At 65.6% G+C, this 24,110-nt stretch carries 22 protein-coding genes; 5 read left to right on the top strand and 17 right to left on the bottom strand.

All coding sequences use genetic code 11. The features are described from left to right. Nucleotides 1–10: 10 nt before the first annotated feature. The 4 genes from BLW56_RS07170 to BLW56_RS07155 form a co-directional block, all read right to left on the bottom strand. Nucleotides 11–2,422 (bottom strand): ligase-associated DNA damage response DEXH box helicase, encoded by a 2,412-nt coding sequence (locus tag BLW56_RS07170; RefSeq protein ID WP_093509884.1) that lies wholly within the window; start codon nt 2,420–2,422, stop codon nt 11–13. A 115-nt stretch (nt 2,423–2,537) separates the two neighbouring features. Further along, on the bottom strand, nt 2,538–3,005 hold the full coding sequence (locus BLW56_RS07165) for an SRPBCC domain-containing protein (protein ID WP_093509883.1): 468 nt from the start codon (nt 3,003–3,005) through the stop codon (nt 2,538–2,540). Then, complete coding sequence (locus BLW56_RS07160) at nt 3,002–3,328, bottom strand: ArsR/SmtB family transcription factor (RefSeq protein ID WP_093509882.1); 327 nt, start codon at nt 3,326–3,328, stop codon at nt 3,002–3,004. The genes BLW56_RS07165 and BLW56_RS07160 overlap by 4 nt, the downstream gene beginning before the upstream one ends. Then, entirely contained in the window at nt 3,325–3,798 is a 474-nt protein-coding gene (locus tag BLW56_RS07155; protein WP_093509881.1) for a VOC family protein, read from the bottom strand. Before BLW56_RS07155 ends, BLW56_RS07160 begins: the two co-directional genes overlap by 4 nt. Before the next feature lie 100 nt (nt 3,799–3,898). Between BLW56_RS07155 and BLW56_RS07150 the strand changes: the two genes are divergently transcribed. Next, nucleotides 3,899–4,828: a glutaminase gene (locus BLW56_RS07150; RefSeq protein ID WP_093509880.1), complete on the top strand. Its 930-nt coding sequence runs from the start codon at nt 3,899–3,901 to the stop codon at nt 4,826–4,828. Nucleotides 4,829–4,831: 3 nt separating this feature from the next. On the opposite strand, the gene BLW56_RS07145 is transcribed toward BLW56_RS07150, so the two are convergent. After that, the gene (locus tag BLW56_RS07145) at nt 4,832–5,227 is read right to left on the bottom strand and encodes a septal ring lytic transglycosylase RlpA family protein (protein ID WP_371262212.1); all 396 of its coding nucleotides are present in this window, start codon (nt 5,225–5,227) and stop codon (nt 4,832–4,834) included. Between the two features lie 151 nt (nt 5,228–5,378). Further along, complete coding sequence (gene gyrB / locus BLW56_RS07140; protein WP_093509878.1) at nt 5,379–7,925, bottom strand: DNA topoisomerase (ATP-hydrolyzing) subunit B; 2,547 nt, start codon at nt 7,923–7,925, stop codon at nt 5,379–5,381. Nucleotides 7,926–8,032: 107 nt separating this feature from the next. Between gyrB and BLW56_RS07135 the strand changes: the two genes are divergently transcribed. After that, entirely contained in the window at nt 8,033–8,467 is a 435-nt protein-coding gene (locus BLW56_RS07135; RefSeq protein ID WP_093509877.1) for a hypothetical protein, read from the top strand. Nucleotides 8,468–8,711: 244 nt separating this feature from the next. Here BLW56_RS07135 and BLW56_RS07130 read toward each other — a convergent pair whose 3' ends face one another. The 9 genes from BLW56_RS07130 to BLW56_RS07090 form a co-directional block, all read right to left on the bottom strand. Next, the gene (locus BLW56_RS07130) at nt 8,712–9,008 is read right to left on the bottom strand and encodes a hypothetical protein (protein ID WP_093509876.1); all 297 of its coding nucleotides are present in this window, start codon (nt 9,006–9,008) and stop codon (nt 8,712–8,714) included. Nucleotides 9,009–9,063: 55 nt separating this feature from the next. Further along, nucleotides 9,064–9,570 (bottom strand): hypothetical protein, encoded by a 507-nt coding sequence (locus BLW56_RS07125; RefSeq protein ID WP_093509875.1) that lies wholly within the window; start codon nt 9,568–9,570, stop codon nt 9,064–9,066. Nucleotides 9,571–9,573: 3 nt separating this feature from the next. Next, nucleotides 9,574–10,260 (bottom strand): nitroreductase, encoded by a 687-nt coding sequence (locus BLW56_RS07120; protein WP_093509874.1) that lies wholly within the window; start codon nt 10,258–10,260, stop codon nt 9,574–9,576. Beyond that, nucleotides 10,247–11,119, bottom strand: coding sequence for an RDD family protein (locus BLW56_RS07115; protein WP_093509873.1), 873 nt, complete (start codon nt 11,117–11,119; stop codon nt 10,247–10,249). The genes BLW56_RS07120 and BLW56_RS07115 overlap by 14 nt, the downstream gene beginning before the upstream one ends. After that, nucleotides 11,116–12,171, bottom strand: a complete 1,056-nt coding sequence (locus BLW56_RS07110; RefSeq protein ID WP_093510841.1) for a stage II sporulation protein M — start codon at nt 12,169–12,171, stop codon at nt 11,116–11,118. The genes BLW56_RS07115 and BLW56_RS07110 overlap by 4 nt, the downstream gene beginning before the upstream one ends. Next, nucleotides 12,171–13,487, bottom strand: coding sequence for a DUF58 domain-containing protein (locus tag BLW56_RS07105; RefSeq protein ID WP_093509872.1), 1,317 nt, complete (start codon nt 13,485–13,487; stop codon nt 12,171–12,173). The genes BLW56_RS07110 and BLW56_RS07105 overlap by 1 nt, the downstream gene beginning before the upstream one ends. Next, complete coding sequence (locus BLW56_RS07100; protein ID WP_371262229.1) at nt 13,484–14,353, bottom strand: AAA family ATPase; 870 nt, start codon at nt 14,351–14,353, stop codon at nt 13,484–13,486. Before BLW56_RS07100 ends, BLW56_RS07105 begins: the two co-directional genes overlap by 4 nt. 85 nt (nt 14,354–14,438) lie before the next feature. Then, nucleotides 14,439–15,671 carry a DUF4350 domain-containing protein gene (locus BLW56_RS07095; RefSeq protein WP_093509870.1) on the bottom strand — a complete coding sequence of 411 codons (1,233 nt, stop codon included), beginning with the start codon at nt 15,669–15,671 and terminating at the stop codon, nt 14,439–14,441. Next, nucleotides 15,668–16,366 (bottom strand): DUF4129 domain-containing protein, encoded by a 699-nt coding sequence (locus tag BLW56_RS07090; RefSeq protein ID WP_093509869.1) that lies wholly within the window; start codon nt 16,364–16,366, stop codon nt 15,668–15,670. Before BLW56_RS07090 ends, BLW56_RS07095 begins: the two co-directional genes overlap by 4 nt. A 166-nt stretch (nt 16,367–16,532) precedes the next feature. On the opposite strand from BLW56_RS07090, the gene BLW56_RS07085 reads away from it, so the two are divergent. Beyond that, nucleotides 16,533–18,734, top strand: coding sequence for a dehydrogenase E1 component subunit alpha/beta (locus BLW56_RS07085; protein WP_093509868.1), 2,202 nt, complete (start codon nt 16,533–16,535; stop codon nt 18,732–18,734). Beyond that, nucleotides 18,731–19,777 carry an ACP S-malonyltransferase gene (locus BLW56_RS07080; RefSeq protein WP_093509867.1) on the top strand — a complete coding sequence of 349 codons (1,047 nt, stop codon included), beginning with the start codon at nt 18,731–18,733 and terminating at the stop codon, nt 19,775–19,777. The genes BLW56_RS07085 and BLW56_RS07080 overlap by 4 nt, the downstream gene beginning before the upstream one ends. A 174-nt stretch (nt 19,778–19,951) precedes the next feature. Here BLW56_RS07080 and BLW56_RS07075 read toward each other — a convergent pair whose 3' ends face one another. Then, nucleotides 19,952–20,605 (bottom strand): response regulator transcription factor, encoded by a 654-nt coding sequence (locus tag BLW56_RS07075; protein WP_093509866.1) that lies wholly within the window; start codon nt 20,603–20,605, stop codon nt 19,952–19,954. Nucleotides 20,606–20,902: 297 nt separating this feature from the next. Between BLW56_RS07075 and BLW56_RS07070 the strand changes: the two genes are divergently transcribed. Continuing rightward, nucleotides 20,903–22,480, top strand: coding sequence for an aldehyde dehydrogenase (NADP(+)) (locus tag BLW56_RS07070; protein WP_093510840.1), 1,578 nt, complete (start codon nt 20,903–20,905; stop codon nt 22,478–22,480). A gap of 45 nt (nt 22,481–22,525) precedes the next feature. Here BLW56_RS07070 and BLW56_RS07065 read toward each other — a convergent pair whose 3' ends face one another. Continuing rightward, nucleotides 22,526–24,106, bottom strand: a complete 1,581-nt coding sequence (locus BLW56_RS07065; RefSeq protein WP_093509865.1) for a S10 family peptidase — start codon at nt 24,104–24,106, stop codon at nt 22,526–22,528. Between the last annotated feature and the right edge of the window lie 4 nt (nt 24,107–24,110).

The raw sequence follows: 24,110 nt of genomic DNA, 5'->3' as shown, positions 1-24,110 counted from the left end.
GAAACGCCGGTCACTCGTCGAGGCGCATCGCCTGTTCGGCGAGTGTGTCGGCCAGCTCGCCCAGCAACGCATCGTCGATATCGGCCGCGGCGACATTTTCGCGCCCGATCAGCACCAGCACGGGGATCGCCAGCGGGCTGATCCGCTCGAGCGTCTTGTGGAGCATCGTCCCCGCCGCGCGGTCGAGCAGATCGCCCAGTCGCGCGACGTCGGTCAGCCGCTCGCGTGCATCGGCCCAGGCGGCTTCGAGCAGCAGATGGTCGGGCTCATATTTGCGCAGCACGTCGAAGATGAGGTCGGTCGAAAAGGTCACCTGTTTGCCCGTCTTGCGTTTGCCCGGATGCTGGCGCTCGATCAGGCCGCCGATCACCGCGACCTCGCGAAAGGCGCGCTTCAACAGGTGCGAATTCTCGACCCATTCGACGAATTCGTCGGATAATATCTCGGCGTCGAACAGGTTTTCGGGATGCTCGACGGGGCGCAGCGACCAGATCGCCAGCGCATAGTCCGACGCCACGAAGCCCAAAGGTTGCATTCCCGCGCGTTCCATACGCTTGGTGATCAGCATGCCGAGCGACTGGTGCGCATTCCATCCCTCGAATGGATAGGCGACCAGATAATGATGGCCCTCGTGCGGGAAGGTTTCGACCAGCAGCTCGCCGGGGCGCGGCAGCACCGACCGGAGTTGCTGCATCTCCAGCCAGAAACGGACGTCCTCGGGAAAGCGCTGCCAGCTCGCCGGATCGGCGAGGAAGCCGCGCACCCGGTCGGCAAGCCGCGTCGTCAGCGCCATGCGCGCGCCGACATAAGAGGGTATGCGCGCGGGCCGTGTCGTCGCGCGAACATAAATGTCGGTGTCGCGGATCGATTCCACCTCGAGGCTGAGTCCCGCGAAGGCAAAGGTGTCGCCGGTCACCAGCGTGCTCGCGAAATATTCCTCGACGCTGCCAAGCCGGCGTCCGTTCCTGAACCGCACGTCGAGCGTCGGCGCATCGACGATGATCCCGGCGTTGAGCCGGTGTTGCGCCGCGAGCCGGGGGTGCGCGATCCGCCACCCGCCCTGTCCGTCGGGCGCGAGCCGGCGGAAACGGTCGTAGCTTTTGAGCGCATAGCCCCCGTCGCGCACGAAGCCGAGCAGGCGGGCAAAGGTCTCGGCATCGATCCACTGATAGGGTGCAGCGCTCCGGATTTCGGCGAGCAGCTCATCCTCCCTGAACGGCGCGGCGCAGGCGAGCGCCATCACATGTTGCGCCAGCACGTCGAGCGCGCCGGGGCGGAAGCGGTCGGCATCGCGCTCGCCGTCATCGACCGCGTCGAGCGCCGCCTGCGCCTCCAGATATTCGAAGCGGTTGCCGGGCACGATCAGCGCCTTGCTCGGCTCGTCGAGCCGGTGGTTGGCGCGCCCGATCCGCTGCAACAGCCGTGACGATCCTTTGGGCGCCCCCATCTGGATCACGCAATCGACGTTGCCCCAGTCGAGCCCGAGGTCGAGGCTCGATGTCGCGACGAGCGCGCGTAGCCGCCCTTCGGCCATCGCGGCCTCGGCACGCTGGCGGGCCTCGCGGTCGAGGCTGCCGTGGTGGATCGCGATCGGCAGCGACAGGTCGTTGACCTTCCAGAGCTCCTGAAAGATCAGCTCGGCGAGCCCGCGCGTGTTGCAAAAGATGATCGTGGTGCGGTTCGCCGCGATCACCTCCATCACCTGATGTACCGCGTAGCGGCCCGAATGACCCGCCCATGGCACCGCTCCCTCGGGCAGCAATATCGCGATATCGGGATCGGCGCCCGCCTCGCCCTCGACGATCGTCACCGCGCGCGCGTCGGCGTCGGGCGCGAGCCAGCCCGCATATTGCACCGGATCGGCGATCGTCGCCGACAGGCCGACGCGGCGAAGCCCGGGAGCGATCTTCTGGAGCCGCGCCATCGCGAGGCCGAGCAGGTCGCCGCGCTTGCCCGGCGCAAAGGCATGGATTTCGTCGATCACCACGGTTTTCAGTTCGGCGAACATCGTGAAACTGTCGGGATAGGACAGCAGGAGCGACAGCGATTCGGGCGTCGTCAGCAGGATGTTTGGCGGCCGGCTCCGCTGGCGCGCTTTCTTGTCCGAACTCGTATCGCCGCTGCGGCTCTCGATGCTGATGTCGAGCCCCATCTCGGCGATCGGGCCGAGCAAATTGCGCTCGACGTCGGCGGCGAGCGCTTTCAGCGGCGAGACGTAGAGCGTGTGCAGCCGGTCGGAGGGATTCTCGGCAAGATTGACGAGGCTCGGCAGGAAACCCGACAATGTCTTGCCCGCCCCCGTCGCCGCGACGAGCAGCGCATGCTCACCGCGCTGCCCCGCCGCGAGCATATCGGCCTGATGCCGCCTGAAGCGCCACCCGCGCGCGGCAAACCATTCGGCAAAGGGGGCGGGGAGGGACATACGATCAATTTGGGGCGCGCGCGAGGTGCACGCAATGTTTCTCTGATCGTCGGTTATCGACCGGTTGCAGACGGACGAAGGTGGGGGCGGCAGCTCCCCACCCCATGACCGTCATTCACATCGCCGCTTCCATTGCCTTCAGCAACCCCCGCCAAAACTCCCCCAGTCGCCGCTGGAACAACATCAGATCGAAGCCATGCCGCGCGACATGGCTTTGCGGGATGGCATCCCAGCCGCGATGTTCGACCGTCACGCGCGTCTCGGCGCCTATCGCCTCGAAGCGTATATCGACCTCGGTCGCCTGATCGGTCTTGAAGCTCGGCAGCCGCCACCCGAACGCCAGCCGTTCGCCCGGCAGCCAGTGGCGCACCGGGCCGATTTCCCATTCCCGGCCGTCGTCGAAGCGCGTGACGAGTCGCCCGTCCGGCCCCGCGGGGTCGAAACGCAGCACGCCGTCACCCTCACGCGAAAGCTGGAACAGCGGGTGGCTTTTCCACCATGTCCCGATGTCGCGCGTGAAGGCGGTGAATGCTGCCTCGGGCGTCGCGGGGACGCGCAGCGCGACGATCACGGCGGCGGTCATTTCTCGCTCTCGACATGCGCTTTGAAGGCGGCAAGCTGGTGCATCCATAATGCCTCGGTCTCGGCGAGCCAGTGCTTCAGCCCGTCGGTCGCCCCGTCCTTCAGGCTATAAATACGCACGCGCGCGTCGAACGCCGGGTGCCCGTCCTCGACCAGCCCGCCCTCCTTGAGTGCGCGCAGATGCCGGCTCATCGCGGGCGGAGCGAGCCCAAGTTCACCCGCCAGCTCGCCCGCGCTGCGCGGCCGCTGGCCGAGCAGTTCGACTGCGCGCCGCCGGACGGGGTCGGCAAGCGCGGCGAGCGTGCGATCGACTGCAGCGCTCAATCGTCGAGCCGCGTCTTGGTCGTGAAACCGCCCTCGGCGTCCCATTCGTCGGCGCTCTTCTCCTCGACCGTGACGCCAAAGGTCCAGATATGACCCTCGGTATCTTTCGCGCGGTAGGTGCGGTCGCCATAGAACTGCGTTTCGGGCTCGGCGATGATGTCCGCTCCCGCCGCGCGCGCATGGTCGCAATGGGCGTCGATATCCTCGCCCTGCCCCAACTGCACATGCACCGTTTGCGTATTCTTGCCGCCAAGGTTCGCGGGGCTGCGATGATCGTCCGACCATTCATTGCCGATCATGATCGACGAATTGCCATATTCCATCTCGCTATGCGCCAGATTGCCGCCCTCATCGAGCAGTACGAAGGTCGGTTCGAACCCGAACGCCTTCTCGAGCCAGCGGAACGCGGCCTTTGCGTCCTTGTAGCAGATCGCGCTCGAAAGCCCTTTGGATCGCGGATGGTCGGCCATGTCTGATCTCCCGATTCGTGCATATGATTGCCGATATATAGAATATTTCTATAAAAATGAAAATACATGCTTTGGGCGTCGGATATGCTAGTCGAAACCGATGACCGACGACCTCAAAAGCCATATCGACGAGGCGATGACGCTGGCGGCCGCGCATCTCGGCAAGGGCCGCGTCGCGGACTATATTCCGGCGCTCGCCAGCATCGATCCGAACAAGCTCGGCTTCGCGCTCGCGCTGCCCGATGGCACCGTCCACAGCTCGGGCGACGCCGACGAGCCTTTCTCGATCCAGTCGGTATCGAAGGTGTTCACGCTCGCCCTCGCGCTCCGCCGCGTCGGCAGCTCGCTGTGGGATAGTGTGGGACGCGAACCGTCGGGATCGGCGTTCAATTCGATCGTCCAGTTGGAAAGCGAGCAGGGCATCCCGCGCAACCCGCTGATCAACGCGGGTGCGATCGCGACGACCGACCGGCTGATCGACGGACGCAGCGGCGACGCGGCGATCGACGAGATCGTTGATTTCATGCGCGCCCGCGCGGGCGACGACAGCGTCGGGATCGACTTCGACGTCGCTTTTTCCGAATCCGAAACCGGCGCGCGCAATCGCAGCCTTGCGCATTTCATGGACGCCTTCGGCAACCTGACGCATCCGGTCGAATCGGTCGTCGGCGTCTATTTCCGCCAATGCGCGATCGCCATGTCGTGCCGCCAGCTCGCACGCGCCGGCCTGTTCCTCGCGATGGAAGGGCGCGACCCGCTGACCGGCGAACAACTGGTCGAACCGCACCGCGCGCGGCGCATCAACGCGATCATGATGCTGTGCGGCCATTACGACAATAGCGGCGAATTCGCGTTCCGCGTCGGTCTGCCGGGCAAGAGCGGCGTCGGCGGCGGCATTCTCTGCATCGCGCCGGGGCAGGGATCGATCGCGGTGTGGTCGCCCGCGCTCAACGAGGCGGGAACGTCACTCGCGGGTGCGGTCGCGCTCGAACATTTCGCCTATGCGGCGGGGTGGTCGGTGTTCGACTGATCTTCAGTCGTCGCTGAGCAGCGCCAGCTTCACGCGGGCGGTGCCGCTGCGGTGCATACCGATCTCGCGCGCCGCGGCATGGCTGACGTCGATCACGCGGCCGTGCGAAAAGGGACCGCGATCGTTGATGCGGACCACGACGCTGTCGCCGTTCGAGGTGTTGGTGACGCGCACCATGCTGCCAAAGGGCAGGGTGCGGTGCGCGGCGGTAAGCTGTGCGGGGTCGAAACGTTCGCCGCTGGCGGTACGATTGCCGGCAAGTTCGTTGCCGTAATAGCTCGCCATTCCGCCACCGATTTCGGTTGCTTCATCGACTTCGGCGACGCCCTGGTCGGCTTGATCGATCGCTTCGACTTCCTGCGCTGCTGCCGAAACTGTCAGCAAAAGCGGTATCAGCATGGCTGAAAAGGCCCGCATGACATCATCCCCTTGTCAGAGGAGGCGCCAAAAGCAGCGGCGGCCTGCCAAAACAAGCCGCCGCGCGTTAAACGGAAGTGATTTTGCGTCCGGATGTTCGATTTGGACCGTTTTTACGGACCGATAACCGAACTTATACGTCGAGATTCGCCACCGACAGCGCGTTCGTCTGAATGAAATCGCGGCGCGGTTCGACCTCGTCGCCCATCAATCGTTCGAAGATTTCGTGCGCGACGTCGGCCTGTTCGGCCTCGACGCGCAGCAGCGAGCGGTTGGCAGGATCGAGCGTGGTTTCCCAGAGCTGTTCGGCATTCATCTCGCCCAGCCCCTTGTAGCGGCTGATCGCGAGCCCCTTGCGGCTGTGCGCAAAGATCGCCTCGAGCAGTTCGGACGGGCGCGTGACCGGGTTGGCCTTCGCGTTCGTCGCTGCCGGAACGTCGCTCTCTTCGCCATCGGTCCCGTCGATTTCGACCTCGACCGCCGCGCCGGTCGCTTTCACGAGGCGGCCCGGGCGGGCATAGGTGTCGGCTTGCTCGGCGGCGAGCTTGTGCATCCGGCGTGCTTCCTGGCTGGCAAGGAAACCCGCGTCGATCGCATGATGGTCGCTGACCCCGCGCCAGCGGCGTTCGAGCGAATAGCCGCCGCCTTCGACCGCTTCTACGGTCCAAACCGCTTCGGCGCCGCCGGTCAGTGCGCGCTCGGCGGCGTTGAGCCAGGTGGCGGCAGTCGCGGCGGCACTGTGGCGGCCGGCGGTATCGAGATCGGGGGCGAGCGCGCCGGTCAGCGCGAGCGCCTCGACCAGCCCGTGATTGAGGCTGCGCGGGACATAGCGCATCAGCGCGCGCAGGCGCCGGCCATGATCAATCAGCCCGCGCAGATCCTGACCCGAACGCGCGCCGCCCGATGTTTCGAGCAGCAGCGCATCGATGCCTGCATCGACAAGGTAGTTTTCGAGCGCGTTGTCGTCCTTGAGATAGACCTCGCTCCGCCCCTTCGCGACTTTGTACAACGGCGGCTGCGCGATGTAGAGATGCCCGCTCTCGATGATCTCGGGCATCTGGCGATAGAAGAAGGTCAGCAGCAAGGTACGGATATGCGCGCCGTCGACGTCGGCGTCGGTCATGATCACGATCTTGTGATAGCGCAGCTTTTCGAGGTTGAACTCGTCGCGGATGCCCGTGCCGAGCGCCTGGATCAACGTCCCGACTTCCTTCGACGAGATGATGCGGTCGAACCGCGCGCGCTCGACGTTCAGGATCTTGCCCTTCAGCGGCAGGATCGCCTGCACATGCCGGTCGCGGCCCTGTTTCGCCGATCCACCTGCCGAGTCACCCTCGACGAGGAACAATTCGCACTTGCTGGGGTCGCGTTCCTGACAGTCGGCAAGCTTGCCGGGCAGGCTGGCGATATCCATCGCGCCCTTGCGCCGCGTCAGTTCGCGCGCCTTCTTCGCGGCTTCGCGCGCCGCGGCGGCGTCGATCACCTTCTGGATTACCGCCTTGGCGTGCGCGGGATTTTCCTCAAGCCATTCGGTCATGCGGTCGGCCATCAGGCTTTCGAGCGGCTGGCGGACCTCGCTGCTGACCAGCTTGTCCTTGGTTTGCGAGCTGAATTTCGGATCGGGCAGTTTGACCGACACGATCGCGGTCAGCCCTTCGCGCATGTCGTCACCGGTCAGTGACACCTTCTCCTTCTTGAGAATGCCCGACTTGTCGCCATAGCCGTTGAGCGTGCGCGTCAGCGCCGCGCGGAAGGCGGCGAGGTGGGTGCCGCCGTCGCGCTGCGGGATGTTGTTCGTGAAGCAGAGAACATTTTCATAATAGCTGTCGTTCCACTCGAGCGCGACATCGATGCCGATGCCGTCGCGCTCGCTGCTGATCGCAATCGGATCGGGCAGCAGCGGATTTTTGTTACGATCGAGATATTTGACGAACGCCCCGATGCCGCCCTCGTAGAACAGGTCGTGGCTGACATGTTCGGCATGGCGCGCATCGACCAGCTTGATGCGGACGCCCGAGTTGAGGAACGCCAGCTCGCGGTAGCGATGCTCGAGCTTCTCGAAATCGAATTCGAGGACATTTTTGAACGTCTCGGTCGAGGCCTGGAAGGTCACGCGCGTGCCCTTCTTGCCCGCAGGCGCGGGACCGTTGACCCTGAGCGGCGCGACCGAATCGCCATGCTCAAACCGCATCCAATGCTCTTCGCCATCGCGCCAGATCGTGAGTTCGAGCCATTCCGACAGCGCGTTGACGACGCTGACGCCGACGCCGTGCAGGCCGCCCGACACCTTATAGGCATTGTCGTCGCTGGTGTTCTCGAACTTCCCGCCCGCGTGGAGCTGGGTCATGATGACCTCGGCCGCCGAAATGCCCTCCTCGGCGTGGATGCCCGTGGGAATACCGCGGCCATTATCCTCGACGCTGACCGATCCGTCGCTGTTGAGCGTGATCAGGACAAGGTCGCAATGTCCTGCGAGGGCTTCGTCGATCGCATTGTCCGATACCTCGAACACCATATGATGCAGGCCCGACCCGTCATCGGTGTCGCCGATATACATGCCCGGGCGTTTGCGCACCGCGTCGAGGCCCTTGAGAACCTTGATCGAATCGGCGCCATAGGCGTTGGTGTTGGGCTGATTGGCGGGCGCGACCGGCGCCGTATTTTCTGGGGTGTCCGTCATAGCGATTATATAGGGTCGAAGGCCGTAAAACCCAAGCGAAAATGCGGCTCTTGGCCATATGGTGACGAGCGTTGCGCGGGGGCGCCGCGGCGGCTAGTTTCGGACGTATGAAACATCGTCTCGTCATTCCCGCCGCCGCCCTTCTGATCGCCTCGCTCGCCGCGTGCAGCCAGCCTGCGCCGCCCGCCGAAAACGCGCCTGTGGTTGCCGGCGAACCGCTTGCCACGCGCGCCGTGATGATCGGGACCGAGGGGCCGAGCCTGCCCGCCTGTTCGAGCATCAGCCGCGTCAAGGCGGGCGGTACCGACGTCTATTGGGCGCCGGACGAGACGCGCGCAGTCAAGGCGAAGCTCGCCGGCGGCGCGAATGTGTCGCTGTGCGAAGCGGCCGAGAATGACGCCTGGTTCGGTGTCGTCTTCGCCGCGCCCGGCACCGATCCCGACATGTGCGGCGTCGGCAAGTCGGTGCAGAATGCCCGCGAATATCAGGGCCCCTGCCGCTGGGGCTGGATCAAGGGCGGGACGGTCCAGCTCGGCGGCTGAATCCACAAAAGCCCGGCTGCGCATGTTCGATTGTGCCCGTTTTGGCCTTAAGGCGACAAAGGATACGGACAAACGCGCCGAAACTGTCTCGTTTGTCGCTTTAGAGAGAGGCCGGAGATTGCGCGCGCGTAGGTAAGGTCGACGATTCAAAGAGCTGGAGCAGAGGCTCGCACAGCCAGATAATGTAGGAAAGCAATCTTTCTTTCGTCGCGAAACGACCGGTTGAGGACGTTAGCTCGGAGCCTTAATCTACTGGTTCAGGCCCGTAGGTATGGCGGACATATGCCAGATTGAGCTTCGAAATCAGACCGGCGAATATCCAGAAGATGGCCCCGAACAGCACGAAGCCCAAAAAACCCCAAAGGTCTTCTGAATAGCCCCATTCCAGCGATCCAATGCGATCAACCGTGGCCAACAGGAATAGGGACAGGAATGCCACCGACCACAAAGTCACAAATATATTCAGGAAACGCCGGTTGCGTCGATGGAGCGCGTGCAGCTTCCGACTCTGATTTTGCAGATAGCGGGGGTCTTGCTCCATACTGAAAACCTATTTCACTTGGAGTCCGCTTTCCACCCCTAAGCCGACACCCCGTTTATCGGCAATCCTCGATCACGCGTCCGATTTCGGATTGCACCGGCAACGTCAGCGCGCCGCCGCCGGGCGTTTCGAGCGCGAAGCGGCCGCGGCTGAAGGCGATACGGTCGAGCCGCGGGTCGCGGTTGGCGAGGTTTGCGCTGCCGCCGTCGAAGCGGATCTGGTCGGTCCCCGCGCTCGTCCGCAGGCTGACATTGCCCGAAAGGCTTGAACTCATCCGGATGCCGTCGCCGCTGCACGTCATGCTGAGCAGCGGATTGGCGCTGCCCGTCGGGACGAACGCCGCGGTGCGGTTGCCCGCATCATAGCGCCAGGCGCCCGCGTCGACGGCGCGATCTTCCCAGCCCGCAGTCGGGGTGGGGAGCGGCGTCGGCGTCGGTGCGGGGGCGACCGGGCGCAGCGCGGGGGGCGGCGCTTCGGGTTGCGGGATCGCGGTGCAGCCCGCGACGACCAGCATCAGCGCGCCTGCGATGCCATAGCGAAAACCCGGCTGCTTGCTGAACATCTCTTAAAATCCCTGCCAATCAATCACGTCTTCGAGCGGCGCGCGCGGCACCGGCCACTGGTTCACCGCCGCATCCATGTCGGCATAGCCGATCGCGAGCCCGGTGAACAAAATCTGCCCGTCGGCGAGCCCGATCGTGCGGCGAACGCTTTCGCCATACATTGCCCAGCATTCCTGCGGGCAACTGGCGAGGCCATGTTCGACGAGCAGCAGCATCACCGATTGCAGCCACATCCCCATGTCCGACCATTGCGGCGGCCCCATGATGCGCGAGGTGTGGAGGAAAAGCATCACCGGTGCGTCGAAGCCCCGATAATTGTCCATGAACCGAGCCAGACGGCCGCGCTTGTCCTCGCGCGGGATGCCGAGCGAGGCGTAGAGCGCCTCGCCGACGCCGAAGCGGCGATCGGTCCAGGGTTCGGTCAATTCGGGGGGGTAGATGTCATATTCGGGCTGCTGCCCTTCGCGCCCCATCGCGATCCGCGCAGCAACCGCATCCTTTACCGCCTGCCAAGGCTCGTCAGTGAGTATCGTCACCTGCCACGGCTGGAGGTTGCCGCCCGAGGGCGCGCGCTGCGCCGCCGCGAAAATTTCCTTGAGCAGCGCGGGGTCGACCGGCCGGTCGGTAAAGGCGCGCACCGAACGGCGCGCGTGCAGGGCCTTGGTTACGTTGATGTCAGTCGCTGGCATATTTATCCTCTCGCCGTTTCCCGAACAGCAATTTGCGTTCGAGCCGGGCCTTCAATTGGCGGTAGTAGGAAAGCAGGAACACGTCATCCTCTTCGGCGAGGGGGCGCCCGATCTTGGCGCGGATCGCGTCGGCGACCTCGCGCATCGCGCGCGCGTCGCGCCCGCGCAGCACGCGTTCGAGTTCCTGAAGTTCGAAAATGCCATACACGGCGAGTTCGGCATCGGTAAAGACCATCGCCTCGCCGGCGGCATCGACCCCGATATCGGCGTCGAGCTTGGCGCGCTGCGCCATCACCACCCAGGTGCCCGCGATCAGGTCGCCCATTCGCATCCGGTCGCGGTTGAACAACAGGAACAGGCTGAGCGTCAGCGACCAGAGCACTCCGGCAAGGACGAGCCAGCCCGACACGGCATCTTCGGCGACGCCCACGCCGAGCATCATCAGCGGCAAAAAGATCTCGAGCTCGCGGATCAGGTTGCGCGCGACCACCGCATCGGCGGTGAGCCGGCCGCCATCGCGCGCGACGACACGGATTCCCATCATTCGCTTGCCCGGTGTCGCCGCGCGCGAGCCCAGTTCGAACCCGATGAACCAGAAGGTGCGGAGCAGGAAGGCGCCGAGCATCCAGATGACCTCGGTGACGTCCGACCGCGAGGCGACGCCGACCCACAGCATGATCAGCCAGAAGAGGAACAGGACGCACTGGATCAGGATCATGTCGATCAGCAGCGCGCCAAGGCGCAGGCCCGATCCCGCGATCTTCAATTCCAGGTCGACGCCCTCGGGCGTGATGAACTGGCGCGTTTTCTTCGTGCGCGCCGCGCGCTGTTTGGCATTCGCCTCTGCCGCAGTGCTCACGTCACATCCTCGCGCCGCGGGATATAATAATAGCCGATCCACAGGAGCAGCATCAGCGATCCGATCGCATAGCGCAGCATCGTATCGGTAATCAGCTGGCGTCCGAAGCCTTCGAGCAGCCCGGCGGCGAACAGCATCAATATGACGCCGACCATCACCTTGCCCGCGGTGCGCCCGGCGTCGGCCGCGGCCTGCAACCGTCCGCGCGCGCCGGGAAAGACGACTGCGGTGCCGATCCGCAGGCCGGCGGCACCCGACAATGCCGCCGCGAACAGCTCGGTGGTACCGTGGATGAACAGCCAGCCGCCGAAATCATAGCCGAGCCCCTTGGCGGAGAAGACCGCCATCATCGCGCCGAGCCCGATCCCCTGATAATATTCGAGCATCATCGTCGGGACGCCAAAGGCAAAGCCGAGCGCGAAGCTCAGGATCGACACCTGGCTGTTGTGGGTGAACAAATAGGTGGCGAAGACGTGCAGCCCGCTCTCGCCCTCGCTCGCCGCCGCTGCCTTGCCGTGGCCCAGCGTCGATTGCAGGAACTCGGCCGTCGCGCGCGGGTCGCGCCCGCCCGACATCTCCTCGTCGACGAAGTTGAAATACCATTCGGGGCTGCTCGAAACGAGCGAATAGCTCGTCAGCGCGCCGAGCAGGATGACCAGCGCGATGACCAGCGTCTCTTTCCACACCGATCGCACCGCAGCGGGCCAGTCATAGAGGAAGAAGCGGCGGAGGCGGTTCCATCGGCTTTCGCGCACGCCATAGACGAGGAAATAGCCACGGATCGACAGGGCTTCGAGATGGTCGAGCAGCGCCTTGTCGAGGCTCGTGGCGCGCGCGATCGACAGCGACGACAGGGTCGCGCGATAGAGCAAGGGCAGTTGCAGCAACTCGTCGCTGGTTAGCGCCGCCGATCCCTTTTTTTCCAGCCTGGACAGCAGCAGGTCGAAGGCGATCCAGTCGGCCTCGCGCTCGGCGCGAAAGCGGCTGGTCGAAAAATTCGGCGCATCGATCGCGCGGGCCGAACCTGCGGGCGATGGGACGCTCGGCGGGATCACAGGCTGCCCTGCCTTTTGATCCCCAGATAGGCTTCGACCGCACTCGCACCCATTGCGTCGGCGGGCACCTCGATCACGTCGGCGCCGAGGCGCTGGAGCCGCGCGATCACCAGTTGCCGATCGCGCAGCATCGCCGCGGCGACGTTCGACCGCGTGACGTCGGCGCCGCTTTCGGGGCGGCGTCGCTCCTCGGCCTCGACCTCCTCGTCGCGGATCACGACGAACAGCAGCCGGTGCTTCTTCACCAGCCGTCCCGCCGCACGGATCATCAGGTCGGCGCTCGTCGCGTCGGTGAATTCGGTGAAGAGGATGATCAGCGAGCGGCGGTTGAGCTGCGCGCTCAGCGTGGTGAGCGCGAGGGTGAAATTGCTCTCGACATGCGCATAGTCGATCAGGCTCGCGGCGCGCTGCAGCGCCGGAAAATCCTGCGTGTGCATATAGGCGGGGGTCAGCGTGTGCGGCTTCGCGGCAAAGGAAAAGAAGCTGATCCGGTCGTTCAGTTTCAGCCCGACATAGGCGAGCAGCAGCGCCGCCGATACCGCGCGATCGACGCGCGGCATGCCGCCGACGGGCTCGGCCATCGTCCGTCCGCCGTCGATCGCCAGGACGACGCGGTTGTCGCGCTCGACGCGATATTCCTTGGCGAGCAATTTGACATGGCGCGCCGACGCGTTCCAGTCGATCGCGCGCCGGTCCATCCCCGGCTGATATTCGGCGAGCGCCTCATATTCGGTGCCCTCGCCGCGGAAACGCTGTTGGCGAAGGCCGAACCAGCTGTTGCGCTGGAACAGCCGGCTGCCCTCGTCGGTCACCGCGCGCAGGCTGGGGACGATGTTGATCGACCCGTCGATCGCGAACCTGCGCTGTTTCCAGACCAGCCCCAGCGGACCCGCCCATCGGATCCACAGCGCTTCGACACGCGCCTGCCCGCGCCGCGATGCGGCAAGCGAGAGCGTACGGGCGAGCATGTCGCCCGCGTCGGTCCTTCGCACATCGCCCGCGAGCCTGCCGCCCTCGGCGAGCCGCTCGTCGAGCGCGAGTGCCATCTCGGCGCGGGGCGGGAGCATGGGGGCGCTCGCGAACAGCGAGAGATCGAAGGGATCGCCGACCCCGACCTGATGGGGAAAGCGGGCGTCGAGCCGAAGGTGGCGGGGGTTGGCACCCGCGATGGTGTCGAGGATCAGGCACGCCAGGATCACCCCGATCCAGCCGGGCGCGACCAGCCAATACTCGGGCCGGACAAGCCCGAGTGCGAGCGCCATCGGGGCGCCCACGAGCAACAGATAGATCGCGCGGCGGGTCGGATAGATCAACGCGGCACCTCTTCGCGTTCGAGCAGCGCCGCGACGACCTGCTCGACATTGCGGCCTTCGATCTCGGCGGCGGCCGACAGGATGACGCGGTGGCGCAGCACCCCTGCGGCGAGGCGCTGGACATCGTCGGGGATCACATAGTCGCGTCCTTCGAGTGCCGCCGCGGCGCAGGCGGCGCGCGCAAGCAGGGTTGCGGCGCGCGGGCTGGCGCCGCACTCCAGATCGGCGCTCTCGCGCGTCGCACGAACGATGCGGACGATATAATCGACGATTTCCTCGGCCAGACGCACCGTGGCGATGGTGTCGATCGCCGCTTCGATCGTGCTGGCGTTCGCGACCTCGGCAACCCCGAAATCGGCGACCGCCGGACTCTTGAAGCGCCCGCCATGGTCGGCGACGATCCGCCGTTCCTCGTCGGCATCGGGATAGTCGACGACAAGCTTGAACAGAAAGCGGTCGAGCTGCGCTTCGGGCAGCGGATAGACGCCCTGCTGCTCGATCGGGTTCTGCGTCGCGAGCACGGTGAACCGCGGGCTCATCACATGCGGCTCGCCGTTGATCGTCACCCGCCGTTCCTGCATCGCCTCGAGCAGCGCGGCCTGCGTCTTGGGCGGGGTGCGGTTGATTTCATCGGCGAGAAGCAATTCGGTGAAGATCGGCCCCTTGGTCAGGGTGAAGCTCGACGTCTGGAAGTTGAACAGGTTCGATCCCAATATGTCGCCGGGCATCAGGTCGGGGGTGAACTGGATGCGTCCGAACGCGAGCCCGGTCGCGCGGGCGAAGGCCTGCGCGAGCAGGGTTTTGGCGGTCCCCGGCGGGCCTTCGAGCAGGACGTGCCCACCCGCGAGCAACGCGATCGTCACCATGCGGGTGAGCGGTCCCTGTCCGAACACGACCTTGGCGACCTCGCCCTCGATCGCGGCGCCGAGCGCCTGGACGCTCGCGGTGGGGTTAGCTGTCACGGAGTAGATCCTTCCTGATGTCGTGCAGCGCCTGTGCGTCTGCCAGAAACTCATGGGTGTTGCGCGCGAGCGGCAGGCGCCGCGCGAGGCTGGAGAACAGGTCGCTTCCGCCGCGCAGATGCCTGTCGATCCAGCGGTCGGTCGCCTCGTCGTCGAGCCCGCCGGGCGCGTGGAGCCGCCGCGCGATCGCGATGCGCTGGCTTTTCACATAGGCGTCGGCGCCGTCGAGTTCTCGCCGCGCCTGTTTGATCAGGTCGGCGCTGTTCGCGATCAGCGCCGCCTTCGATACCGGGATCGCGCGGCCCGGCCGCAGCGCCGGACCGAAACGCACCCACGCTTGCCACAACGCCAGCAGCCCGGCGGCGAGCAGGCACAATGTAATGCCGATAAAGGGCGGGACGAAAGCGAAGCGGAGTAACGAACGCTGACCTCCGAAGCCATTGAGCGTCACATCGAACGCAAGGCCGTCGGCGTCGGCATATTCGGCGATCGCGTCGATCAGATTCGCCGCCGCGACCGCCTTGTCACGCGTCGCAAAAGCGAAATTGTTGATAAGATCGGGGTCGGCGAGGATATAGAGGTCGCGATCGCCGACCTGCGCGAGCACCGCGCCGCCATTCGGACCCGCGATCAGCGTTTCGAGATTGTCGCCCGAGATCGTCTGCACATTGGCGGGGAGCGATGCGATGAAGCTGCGTCCTACGAGCCGGGCCTGGACTCGCTGCGCCTCGCTGGCCGCCGCCTTGATCTCGACCGTCCCGAAATGTGCGGGAGGCAGCATTGCGGAGGGAGGCCGCGCCGGAACTCCACCACTAACCCATCCCGGTTTCGGCGCTTGCCCCGGAACGGTCATCGTCTGCCATTTGGGTAGCACGATCAGCGCGGGCGTGCTGCGCTGTGCGTCGAGCAGTTCGGCAATCTCGGGCGCGCGGGTGCGGTGTGTCGGCGTCAATATGAGGAGCGGGTCATATTCCTCATAATGCGTCGCCTCGACACGCCGCCTGAGTTCGACTTCGGCTCCGGCGCGCTCGACTAGGTCGACGATGCCGGCGTAACCCGGCGCCGCCTTCGACAGCGCGTGTCCTCCGCCGTCGTTGCCGCTGCTGATCTGGGGCCCCAGCGCGATCAACGCCCAGAGCGCGATGAAGGCGATCACGCCGATCGCCACGATGCCGGCGATCAGGCGCGGGTTGAAGCCGTGATCGTTGGGCGAACCGTTCATGCGCGCGCCCAGTTCTTCGGCACCGTCAGTTCGGCATAGGCACCGCGGCATTGCGTCCACGCCCCCGCATCGATCGAACGTCCGCCGAACAGGCTGATCTCGACCGCGCGCGCGATATGGCTGAAGGCATCGCGCGCCGCCGTGGGCAGGTCGTGCGCTTCGGCAAGATCGCGCGAGGTCATCGCGGGCTTGACCAGCCCCGGGCGGCGATTCTCGATGTCTTCGACGCTGCGATAGAGCAGCAAGTGCACCGCTTCGGCAAAGCGACCCTCGGCGGCGAGCGCGTCGGCTTCGGCGAGTAGCGCACGCGCAGCGCCGGCTTCGGCGAGGCCGATTCCCTCTTCGGTATCGCCGTCCACCGCCTTGCGGCGGAACGGCAGATTGTCGACCCAGCGCGCAAAGGCGGGGACGAAATGATAGAGAAGGAACAGGACCAAGACGGCGACTGCGATCCACATCAGCGGTTTGGCTGCGGGCGCGCTCCACTGGAAAAAGCTGCCGATCGCGTCGAACAGCGATTTCAGCCAATCGGGTGTCGGCGGTGGCGGTGGTGGCGGGGGCAGAAAGGCGGTCTGGATTTCGCCGCCCGCGATCGTCTGGCTATAGCCCGGATCGACGAGCTCGGGGTCGAGCAGCCATCCCTGGCTCGACGGTTCGGGCGCGGCCGATGCCTGGGCGATCCATAAGGATATCATGTTGAAAAGATGGCCCCGCCCCGATCGTGCATCGAATATGGTGGTAGCGCGAGGGAGCGCGGCAAGGCAAGAGATGCTTGCGCGCAGAACTGCCCCGTTCTAGCGCGCGGCGAAATCGGCCCGGTCGTTACACGCGTAACCATGGGCTGCGTGACAGGAGAGACAGGTGGACGCGGCGCAGGCGGTACATGAGAAATTTCTGGCGGCCCTTTCCGGGGGCAGGCTGCCCGACCGCGCCGATGGGCCCGACCCCGCCATGGTCGGTCTGTCGCGCGCCGATGCCACCGATATCTTCCTCTCGCAGTTGACGAGTCGTCAGATGGACCGGCTGTCGCGCCACCTGCAGGCACGCGGCGAGGGCTTCTATACGATCGGATCGTCGGGGCACGAAGGCAATGCGGCGGTTGCGGCGGCGCTCCGCGTCACCGACATGGCGTTTCTTCACTATCGCTCGAATGCGTTCCAGCTGCACCGGTCGCGCCAGCTTCCGGGCGGGACTCCGACATGGGACATGCTTTTGAGCTTCGCCGCGTCGAGCGAAGACCCGATCTCGGGCGGACGCCACAAGGTGATCGGTTCGAAGCCGCTCAATATCCCGCCGCAAACCTCGACGATCGCCTCGCATCTGCCCAAAGCGGTGGGTGCCGCCTTTTCGATCGGTATCGCACGCCGGCTCGGCATGACCGGGCTGCCGCTCCCCAACGATGCCGTTGTGCTGACGAGTTTCGGCGATGCATCGGCCAATCATTCGACCGCGCAGGGCGCGTTCAACACCGCGGGCTGGGCGGCGTTCCAGGGCTCACCCATGCCGCTCATCTTCCTGTGCGAAGACAATGGCATCGGCATCTCGACGCGCACCCCAACGGGCTGGATCGAGGCGCAGTTTCGCCACCGCGCAGGGCTCCATTATATCCAGTGCGATGGCACCGACCTCGTCTCGGCCTATGCGGGTGCGTGCGAGGCGGCCGACTATGCGCGCCGCTATCGCAAGCCGGTGTTTCTCCACATGGGCACGGTACGCCTTTACGGCCACGCCGGGTCGGACGTGCAGGGCGCCTATCTTCCCAAGGCGTTGATCGAGGCCGACGAAGCGCGCGATCCGCTGCTCGCCGGCGCGGCGCTGATGGACGCGCAGGGCTGGATGTCGCGCGCCGAGATCGCCGACGCCTATGAAGAGATCGGCGCGACGCTCGCGCGGCAGGCCGAAGCGGCAATCCAGCGGCCGAAGATAACCACGCCGGCGCATGTGATGCAAAGCCTGATCCCGCCGAAGCGCGAGGTCGAGCGAGCCAACACGCCGTCGGACGAGGATCGCAAGGCGATGTTCGGCAGCGACGCGGGCCAGATGGACAAGCCGATGCACATGGCACGGCTCTTGAGTTGGGCGCTTGCCGACCTGATGCTCGCGCACAAGGAAATCGCCGTCATGGGCGAGGATGTCGGGCCGAAGGGCGGCGTCTATAACGTCACCGCGAAGCTCCACCAGCGCTTCGGTTCGGCACGCGTCGTCAACACCCTGCTCGACGAACAGGCGATCCTCGGGCTGGCAATCGGTATGGCGCACAACGGCTTCCTGCCGATGCCCGAAATCCAGTTCCTCGCTTATGTCCACAATGCCGAAGACCAGATTCGCGGCGAAGCGGCGACACTCAGCTTCTTCTCGGACGGCCAATATACCAATCCGATGGTGCTGCGTATCGCGGGGCTCGGGTATCAGAAGGGCTTCGGCGGCCATTTTCACAACGACAACAGCCTCGCGGTGTTCCGCGACATCCCGGGCGTCATCCTTGCGGTCCCTTCGAACGGCCGCGATGCCGTCGCGATGCTGCGCGAATGCGTGCGGCTCGCGCGCGAAGAACAGCGCGTCGTCGTCTTTGTTGAGCCGATCGCGCTCTACATGACCCGCGACCTCCACGAGGAGGGCGACGGCTTGTGGACCAGCACCTATGAAGCACCGGGTTCGGAAGCGCCGATCCGCTTCGGCGACGTCGGGGTGCATGGGCAGGGCACCGATCTGGCGATCGTCACATACGGCAATGGCTATTATCTCTCGCGCCAAGCCGAGAAGCTCCTTGCGGCCGACGGCGTGAAGGCGCGCGTGATCGACCTGCGCTGGCTCGGCCCGGTCGACGAGGACAAGCTCGTCGCCGCGGTGGGCGATGCGAAGCGCATCCTGATCGTCGACGAATGCCGCATCACCGGCTCGCAGAGCGAAGCGCTGATGGCGACCTTCGTTGAGCGCACGCCGGGCAAGAAGCTCGCGCGCATCGCCGCCGACGACAGCTTCATCCCCCTGGGTCGCGCCGCGACGCTGACGCTTCCAAGCCGCGATTCGATCTACGCGGCCGCGAAGGAGCTGCTCGCATGAGCGTGCGCAAGACCGCGCTCGTCGTCGCGCCCGGACGCGGCACCTATGGCAAGGGCGAACTCGGCAGCATCGCGCGGCTGCACGGCGCGCGCTTTGCCGATCTCATCGCGAACTTCGACGCGCAGCGCACCGAGCGGGGTCAGCCGACGGTGACCGAACTCGACGGCGCCGATCGCTTCAGCGTTGCGACGCATATGCGCGGCGATGTTGCTGCGCCGCTGATCTATGCCGCGACCGCGCTCGATTATCTCAGCATCGACCGCGAGAAATATGACGTCGTCGCCGCCCTCGGCAATTCGATGGGCTGGTACAGCGCACTGGCTTTGGGCGGCGCGGTGTCGGTTGAGGACGGCTTTCGCATCAGCAATGCGATGGGACTCAACAGCCAGACGCATGGCCCCGGCGGGCAGATCTTGCTGCAGGTGGTCGACGAGGATTGGCGCCCCGTCGCGGGGCTGCGCGAAAGATTGTTCGACCTCGTCGCCGATATCGGCACGCGCCACGGGCACGCGCTTGCGCTGTCGATCGACCTTGCCGGCATGCTCGTGTTCGCGGGCAATGAGGAGGGCCTCGCCGCGCTCCTTGCCGAGGCGCCGCCGACCCCCGGGCGCGATCCGCTGCGCCTCGCGGGGCATGGCCCCTTCCATACGCCGCTGATGTTCGGCAGTTCGGACAAGGCGAAAGCCGAGCTCCCGCACGCGCTTTTCCATCGCCCGGCGCTGCCGCTGGTCGACGGGCGCGGCCATATCTGGCGCCGCCACGCAAGCGACCCCGCCGCGGTCCGGGATTACACCTTCGGGTATCAGATTCTCGCGCCTTATGACTTCGCTTTGTCGGTGCAGGTCGCGGTCAGGGAATATGCCCCCGACGTCCTCATCCTGCCCGGCCCGGGCGATACGCTCGGCGGCGCGATCGCGCAGTCGCTGATCGGCATCAACTGGCAGGGAATTGGAAGCAAGGCCGATTTCATGGCGCGACAGGCGGCCGATCCGATCCTGCTGTCGATGGGCCGCGCCGAACAGCGCGCACTCGTCACCGGATAACTGAAGGGCCGGCAGGGATAAATGCCCCTGCCGGCCCTGTCGTTTGCACGCGGTCAGGTGGGGTTGACCTTGTGCAGGTGAACGACAACGCCAATGGGGACCAACTCAAGGGCGGTACGCCGTTCCCTTTCCTTATAGGCAGCGCGATCGGGCGCTGGCCGCGACCCGCCACGTTCATGCACCGAAATGGACCGAATTGGCTGCCGCACCGCGCGCCAGCTCGGCTGTGAACTGCAGCCGGAGCAATTCGGCGACATTGCCGGCTCCGGCGCGACGCATGATATTTGCGCGGTGGACCTCGACGGTGCGCGGGCTGAGTTCGAGTTGCCGGGCGATCGCCTTGTTGCCGAGGCCTGCGGCGATGGCATCCAATATATTGCGTTCGCGCGGGGTCAGCGTCGCCAGGCGCGCCGCCGCCTCGCGATGCCGGTCGAGCCGGTCCTGCCGAATGCGCCAGTCACCGAGCGACGCTTCGATGGTGCTGCGGACAAGGCGCGGATCGAGCGGCGCGGGCAGCAAGTCCTTTGCTCCGCCGCGCAGGATCGCGCGCGTTTCGGCGATATCCAGCCGATCGGCGGCGACGAATATGGTGGTGTCCGCGCACCCGGCGATGCGCTCGAGGAGCGCCGCGCCGCTTGTCGGGCCGGGCTGTCGCCAGTGGAACAACAATATGCCGCCTTCGCTGTCCGCGCCCGCCTCCAGCCAGGCATCGGCGCTGGCGAAGCTGCGGATGATGCGGCCCGCCCCCGCGGCGAGGACGCGAAAACAGGCGGCACGCTCGACGGGATCCGGCAGGACGAGATGGATATGGCTTCCGGCTTCGGTCACCCCGTCATCATGTCGTCGTCCCGGCGACCGACCTAGCGCATCTGTCTCGATTACCGCGCCATCGCGGAGTCATTGTGACGGCTTGACCAAAATCGTATACGATGTACTAAGGCGCTCCTCAGCTTCCATGCCTGCGGAGACGCCTTTCTTGACGTCCGATTCTCCAGATATTTTGCCCGGAGCGCATCCTTTCGTCACCATGCTGGTGATCGACCCATCGCTTCTCGCTCATAACACCGACATGACCGGGGCCTTCCGGCCCCATTCTCTCCCCCAGGAACAATGAAGGATGTCCGAATGATAGCTGGTTCGATTCTCGTGGGTGCCGCCGAAGACAGTGCAGCCGAAACCTTTTTTGCGGTCGATCCGTCGACCGGACAGACCATCGAACCGCCGTTCGGCACCGCGGATGCGAGCCACGTCGACCGCGCCTGCGCGCTGGCCGACGCCGCCTTTGCCAGCTTTTCCGAAACCACGCTCGAAGCGCGGGCGGCCTTTCTCGACGCGATCGCCGACGGCATCGCCGCGATCGGTGACGACCTGATCGAACGCGCAATGGCCGAAAGCGGGCTTCCGCGTGTTCGGCTTGAGGGCGAACGCGGGCGCACGATGGGGCAATTGCGCATGTTCGCCGCTTTTGTCCGTGCGGGCGACTGGCTGCGCGCGACGATCGATCCCGCCATGCCGGACCGCGCCCCGCTGCCGCGCCCCGACATCCGCCGCCGCCATGTCGCGCTCGGCCCCGTTGCGGTCTTTGGCGCCAGCAATTTCCCGCTCGCCTTTTCGGTCGCGGGCGGCGACACCGCATCGGCTTTCGCGGCGGGTTGCCCGGTCGTGGTCAAGGGCCATCCCGCGCACCCGGGAACGGGCGAGTTGGTCGCGCGCGCGATCCAGGCGGCGGTCAAAAGCTGCGGCCTGCACGAAGGCGTCTTCTCCTATCTTCCCGGCCCATCGAGCGCGCTGGGCGCTGCGCTCGTCGCCGATACCAGGATCAAGGCGGCCGGTTTTACCGGCTCGCGCGGCGGCGGGCTTGCGCTGATGCAGATCGCGGCCGCGCGCGCCGAACCGATCCCGGTCTATGCCGAAATGAGCAGCATCAACCCCGTCATCCTGTTTCCCGCCGCGCTGCAGAATCGCGCCGACGCATTGGGAGAGGCCTTCGCCCAGTCGCTGACGATGGGGGCCGGGCAATTTTGCACCAATCCCGGATTGCTGATCGCGCTCGATGGCCCCGATCTCGACCGCTTCGCCGCCGCGGCGGGCGCGGCGTTGTCGGCCATTGCCCCTGCGACGATGCTGACTCCCGGCATTCACAAAAGCTTCGAGGCCGGTGTCGAAGCACTCGAACGGCACGCGGCAACGCAGCTTGTCGCGCGCGGAGCCGAAGGGCCGGGGGGCTGCGCGGCACGCGGCGCCTTATTCATCACAGATGCCGCGGGTTTCCTCGCCGATGCGGCGCTCGGGCATGAGGTGTTCGGTTCGTCATCGGTGATCGTCCGCTGCCGTGATATCGAAGAGATCGCCGCGCTGATCGAGGGACTCGAGGGTCAGCTCACCGCGACCCTCCAGATCGACGCCGATGACGAGCCGCTGGCGGCGCGGCTGCTTCCGCTGATCGAGCGCAAGGTCGGCCGCATCCTCGCCAATGGCTGGCCGACCGGGGTCGAGGTGTGCCACGCGATGGTGCATGGCGGACCTTACCCTGCGACCTCGGACGGACGCAGCACGTCGGTCGGCACGCTCGCGATCGAGCGCTTCCTGCGTCCCGTCAGCTATCAGAATCTACCCGAAAGCCTGCTTCCGGCGGCGCTGAAGCCCGCCAATCCCTGGGGCATCGTGCGGCGGGTCGATGGTGCGCTCGTCACGGGCCAGTGAACCAGCGCCGCTCGCGCCCGGTGGTGGGCGCGAGCGGCACCTTCTTTAGTTTCCCGACGATGCGCTGTCGTAAAAGGCGTCGAGGTCCTTCTTGAACTGCCCGATGACCGCCGGGTTGATGTAAACCATGTGGCCCGATTCATAATAATGATAGGTCAGGTTCTGACGCAGCGACGGGTCGATCTGCATATGCTTCAGATCATATTCGGCGCCGAAGAAGGGCGTCGCCATGTCGTAATAGCCGTTGAGCGACAGCACTTTCAGATAGGGGTTCTGGCGCATCGCGGCCGACAGGTCGAGTGCGGTATTGGCGAGCGCCATCTGCGCGCCGCCCTGCCTCCCGCCCGGCGCACGGTGGCGCTGATCCCAGTTACCGCCGCCGATTTTGACGTAATAATTCGGGCGGTAGGCAAGCTTGGTTTTGTAGCCGAGCGTCCCGAACAGATATTTGTTGAGCGCGCCCACATAAGGCCCGCTGATCGCGGCATCGGTGGTGTCGAACTCGGGGCCTTCGCCCGCCGCATCGACATCGATCCCGACAAAGCGCGAATCGAGCCGGCCGACGGTGCGCTTCTGGTCGCGCATCAATTCCTTGCGGAACCGCGACAGATCGACGCGCAGGTCGGCGTCGAGGATATATTTGACTGACAGGCCGGTATAGGCGCTCATCTGCTGTGCGACTGCCTGCCGTTCCTCGTCGCCGAGGTCCGATCCCTTGGCGAGCGCCGAGGCATAGGGGCCCGTCGTCCACTGCCGCACTTCGGTCAGGAAGGGTTCGAGCGCCGCGGGCTTGTTCGGCAGCCGGTTGTGATACCAGGCGGTTGCGGCATAGCTTGGCAGATAGGTGAGGTGGATCTGGTCGTACCCCGGCTGGCGCACGCCATAGTTCAGGATCGACGACAGCAGCACGACACCGTTCATCTGCACCCCGCGCTGCTGGAGCGCATAGACGAGGCCGGCGCCGCGCAGCGTGCCATAGCTTTCGCCGAACAGGAATTTCGGGCTGTCCCAGCGGTCGTTGATCGTGAGGTAGCGCATGATCGCGCGCGAAAAGGCGTCGATGTCCTGATCGACGCCCCAGAACTCAGGCCCTTTCGACTTGCCGATCGGGCGCGAAAGCCCGGTACCGATCGCGTCGAGGAAGACGATGTCGGTCTTGTCGAGCATCGTTTCGGGATTGCTGCGGATCCGGTACGGCGCGGGCGCGGTGCTGCCTGCGGTCGGGGTTTCGACGAGCACGGGACCGATCGACCCCATGTGCAGCCACATGCTCGACGATCCCGGCCCGCCGTTGAAGGTGAAAGTCACCGGCCGCGGTGCCGCGCCCTTCGGCCGGTCGGCGACATAGGCGACATAGAACATGCTTGCGACCGCCTCGCCGTCGTCGTCGCGGATCGTGAGCGTGCCGGGGGTCGCGGTGTAGGCGATCGTGCGGCCCTTGACCGTCACGCTGCCCCGCTTCGGCTGCGCATCCTCCTCGGCGCTGGCGCGTGCGATATCCTCTTCGGGTTCATCCTTTCCGAGTTCGGATTTCGCGGGGGCGCTTTTCGCCCTTTCCTGCGCGGCGGCAGGAAAGGCGAGGGCAGCGGCGAACGCAAGGGCAAGCGACGTGCGGTTGATACGCATAGGT

This window comes from Sphingopyxis sp. YR583 (genome assembly GCF_900108295.1).
Classification (GTDB): domain Bacteria; phylum Pseudomonadota; class Alphaproteobacteria; order Sphingomonadales; family Sphingomonadaceae; genus Sphingopyxis.
Note: the sequence above shows the minus strand (reverse complement) of the source record. Positions and strands in the feature narration are given on the sequence as shown.

Coding starts and splice junctions, on each gene's coding strand:
- BLW56_RS07170 (WP_093509884.1), bottom strand. CDS start 2,422: ATGTCCCTCCCCGCCCCCTTTGCCGAATGGTTTGCCGCGCGCGGGTGG.
- BLW56_RS07165 (WP_093509883.1), bottom strand. CDS start 3,005: ATGACCGCCGCCGTGATCGTCGCGCTGCGCGTCCCCGCGACGCCCGAG.
- BLW56_RS07155 (WP_093509881.1), bottom strand. CDS start 3,798: ATGGCCGACCATCCGCGATCCAAAGGGCTTTCGAGCGCGATCTGCTAC.
- BLW56_RS07150 (WP_093509880.1), top strand. CDS start 3,899: ATGACCGACGACCTCAAAAGCCATATCGACGAGGCGATGACGCTGGCG.
- BLW56_RS07145 (WP_371262212.1), bottom strand. CDS start 5,227: ATGCTGATACCGCTTTTGCTGACAGTTTCGGCAGCAGCGCAGGAAGTC.
- gyrB (WP_093509878.1), bottom strand. CDS start 7,925: ATGACGGACACCCCAGAAAATACGGCGCCGGTCGCGCCCGCCAATCAG.
- BLW56_RS07135 (WP_093509877.1), top strand. CDS start 8,033: ATGAAACATCGTCTCGTCATTCCCGCCGCCGCCCTTCTGATCGCCTCG.
- BLW56_RS07130 (WP_093509876.1), bottom strand. CDS start 9,008: ATGGAGCAAGACCCCCGCTATCTGCAAAATCAGAGTCGGAAGCTGCAC.
- BLW56_RS07125 (WP_093509875.1), bottom strand. CDS start 9,570: ATGTTCAGCAAGCAGCCGGGTTTTCGCTATGGCATCGCAGGCGCGCTG.
- BLW56_RS07120 (WP_093509874.1), bottom strand. CDS start 10,260: ATGCCAGCGACTGACATCAACGTAACCAAGGCCCTGCACGCGCGCCGT.
- BLW56_RS07100 (WP_371262229.1), bottom strand. CDS start 14,353: ATGGTGACGATCGCGTTGCTCGCGGGTGGGCACGTCCTGCTCGAAGGC.
- BLW56_RS07095 (WP_093509870.1), bottom strand. CDS start 15,671: ATGAACGGTTCGCCCAACGATCACGGCTTCAACCCGCGCCTGATCGCC.
- BLW56_RS07090 (WP_093509869.1), bottom strand. CDS start 16,366: ATGATATCCTTATGGATCGCCCAGGCATCGGCCGCGCCCGAACCGTCG.
- BLW56_RS07080 (WP_093509867.1), top strand. CDS start 18,731: ATGAGCGTGCGCAAGACCGCGCTCGTCGTCGCGCCCGGACGCGGCACC.
- BLW56_RS07070 (WP_093510840.1), top strand. CDS start 20,903: ATGATAGCTGGTTCGATTCTCGTGGGTGCCGCCGAAGACAGTGCAGCC.
- BLW56_RS07065 (WP_093509865.1), bottom strand. CDS start 24,106: ATGCGTATCAACCGCACGTCGCTTGCCCTTGCGTTCGCCGCTGCCCTC.